At 40.7% G+C, this 3,345-nt stretch carries 2 protein-coding genes; both read right to left on the reverse strand.

Going from position 1 to position 3,345, the window contains the following annotated elements; translation table 11 throughout:
• Nucleotides 1-184: 184 nt before the first annotated feature.
• Nucleotides 185-718, reverse strand: coding sequence for a hypothetical protein (locus tag F7D47_RS09555; protein WP_153085354.1), 534 nt, complete (start codon nucleotides 716-718; stop codon nucleotides 185-187).
• A gap of 10 nt (nucleotides 719-728) precedes the next feature.
• Nucleotides 729-2,822 carry an outer membrane beta-barrel protein gene (locus tag F7D47_RS09560; RefSeq protein WP_147542095.1) on the reverse strand — a complete coding sequence of 698 codons (2,094 nt, stop codon included), beginning with the start codon at nucleotides 2,820-2,822 and terminating at the stop codon, nucleotides 729-731.
• Nucleotides 2,823-3,345: the final 523 nt, after the last annotated feature.

Genomic DNA, 3,345 nt, shown 5'->3' on the forward strand with positions numbered 1-3,345 from the left:
CTCGTCTTTTGTTCTTAGAGGAGGGAGCGAGGTTATGTTTTGGGAACCCCAAAACTCCTCGCTCCACCATGAGGGCGGAGAATTTTTGCTCCCAACGGTCGCAGAAAGTGAGTGTACCAACTATAAGCAGCATATCGAATGGCAAACATACAGAAACAAGATTATTCTTTGCGTAAATGTTACATTAAGACAAAGAATGCTTCCTTTTTATTTTCATCAATATCTGCCTTTTTGCGGAAGCTAATCCAGGGGATAGCGTCTCTTGTTCCAACATGTCCAATGCCATCTTTAACTCGCTGAGAAGTTCGGGATAATACTTCATTTGCTCATAAGCAAGCTTCATGCAATAGACTCGTATAGCATAGGATTGAGCGCAAGCGGTAATCTTACTTACACAGAAGTCTATGAAATCCGAGCGGAGGAATTCTTCTTCAAACGGTTGGCGTAAGAGAAGATTAAGCATTAGACGGCACTTCCCAACATGTTCTTCTTTCATCACTCGGTCTATCAGCTCGTCATGCTTACTATAAAGCCATTCATTATTGGCTAAGTCGAAATGTGACATGGCATGCAAGGCATTGAACGCCACACGGTCATCCTCATCAAAAGTAAGCTGGTACAGTTCTTCCTTACGATGATTATTTTCCTTGCCTTGAGTGAGAAAGCATAGCTCATGGATGTTATCCATACTTATTCTACCAATTAGTTTTTGTTTCATATCATGCGGCTTAGTGTCCCATTCTTGATGTATCAACTGCCTTTACTTTCTTTTCCTTGTAACCACCGAACTTATATATAACAGCAAAAGTGGCAGTAGCCCAATTGTTGTTAATTTTCATACGGTAATCTTGATTACCTTGTACGGAACGAGTGTCTGCCTTGTTGTTGAAGATGTTGCTGCCATTGATGCGCAATCCCCATTTCCCATCATGTGAAGTCCATTGTAACTTGGCATTCATTCTAAAGATAGGACTTACATCATAAACACCTTGTATTACTTTTGACTGAAAGAAAGGGTTGAGTATAAGGCGCAAGTCTTGTGTGCTGCAAAGTTTTATAGATGCAGTACCTCCAAGTGCTGCTGTCAGCTTCTTGCGGTTGAATGGCAAATCGAAGAAATGGTCACTTTTGGCATGTTTATAGATTCCTACAGCAAACACATTACCGTTGAGCCATTTGCCAGCACCGAATATTGCAGAGGCTTGCAATCCAAAGCTATTCTCATAGTTGAAGTTGGTTTCCTTCAATATTACCGCCATACGGTCTGTTGGTTGGTACGGTAACTGCACAGAATAATCAGGTTTCAGACTTGCAAAAGCCATCAGCGTATAACGTCTTTTAATCTGCCACATAAGGTTGACATTGTAATAAGAGTATGGTTTCAAATCAGGATTGCCATGTATCTCGGTATATGCCGATGAGTAAAATACACTGCTCATTGTTGACCAATAGCTCGGAAATTCAGAATTGGAACTGAATGACAAGTTGAGTAAATGGTTCTCGTTGATATTCCACAGGGCATTGAGTGACGGATATATGCGCCATTTGTCCCATATCGGTGAATGGTATTGTTCGGCTGCTGCGGATACTTCAAGACTAATTGCCTTGTTTATCTGTTTGCTGAAACCTGCGTATATATTCCAAATACGTTCGTTGATGTCCACACTGCTTGTTGCATTAGGCAGAATGTTACCCTCTTTGTCGATGGTGTTCTGATAACTCTTGTTGCTTGTGAATTGTCCCTTTACACCATACGACAATCCCCAACCATGTGTAAAAGAATGGTTTTGGTCGGCTGCGAACATCCATTTGCTGATAGTCTGTTCACTGCCACTTGTAAGGTTGCGTTCCGTTTCTGTCGTATTTTCATCTGCATACATCGTACCGTCAAGTTTTTGTTGTTGAGGGGTACGATAGTTAGTGTACGAACCACTAATGTTAAGTCCAAAAGGAAGTGAGTAGTTTACATCAACATTGTGCAGATACACATGAGTGTCGTAATGCATTCCGCTTACACTTGAACCTGTAGTGTGATTGTTGGAGCAAGACTTTTGCCATTTTCCCGTATAGGCAATGTCAAGTCGATGGTTCTTGCTAAATGCATAATTCATACCAAGTCGGTAGTCATGAGCAATACCAAATGATTTCTGCCACGTTTCATCGTTGTAGTGAATACGCCCGTTATCCAATGGATGGTTGGCTATGCGTGAAGATTCACCATATGAATTGCCGTCAATAAATTGATATTGTGCATCCATTCCAAATTTGCCCCTCTGCATGGAAAGATAGAAATCTCCAAACTCTCTGGAATATTTGTTTTGCTGTAATCCTCCATTTATCTGTCCCGACAACTGATTTTTCCCTGCATAATCTTTCGTGACGATATTTATAGCCATGCCACGAACATGATAACGTGCAGGAGCAGCAAGCATCACCTCTGCTTTAGCCAACTGTGCAGCAGGCATCGCTTTCAATCTGTCTGCAAGCTGTTCTTGCGTTAAAGTGGTCGCCTGTCCGTTGATGATAAGCGTCACCTCGTTTCCGGAAAACTTGATGCCACCATCGGTATCACTAACACCAGGAATACGTGTGAGAGCCTCATAGGCATTGTCGGCAGGTAGTTGTTTCATAAGTAACGGCATGTTATAGGATAACATACCTCGCTCTGCCTTAACGATAGGGCGCGAACCTTTGACCATTATTTCGGGAAGGTTGTGCATCATGTTCTCCATTGTGAGCGAATCATTCTGCGTCTGAGTTTGAGCTTTCACGTTAGCAACTGAAAGCAGAAATAATCCTAAAAGAAATACTTTGTTGTCCATATTTTACCTTTCTAAGCTACATTATCTTTCTATAACTTTCAAAAGTACGAAAAACAATCCATAAACGAGAACGTTTTGTTTTGTATTGTAGGAATGAGGACGACATTTAACATTTCTCTTACTTTTAATGCCGTATATGAAATTTATATATGCTGCATAGACAATGTGTTGCTATATTTGGAATAAGCACACTTCCAACCCAAAATTAATAATCTATAAAAACAAAGCAAAAAGTGTCGTTTTTCAGATTTTAGATTTAACTTTGCATCCGAAAAGAGTTGTTTGGCAAGCAAGGCAAACATATGTAGAATGTAGAAGTTAAAACTATTGCCAAGTCATTACCTCTATTGAGGAGAAACACGCATAAATCGCTCATTTTAAGCTATTCTGAAGATTTTGGCAGAATTTTTCGGAAAAATACTACCCAATGGTGTGGAGATTTTTTCGAAAACCGAAGGCTCGACCTTTTATTTCCAAAGCCCGCTGCCATACCTTTGCACCTGCACGATAACGGTTGATGCCT

Source organism: Segatella copri, from assembly GCF_009494835.1.
Lineage (GTDB): Bacteria > Bacteroidota > Bacteroidia > Bacteroidales > Bacteroidaceae > Prevotella > Prevotella copri_F.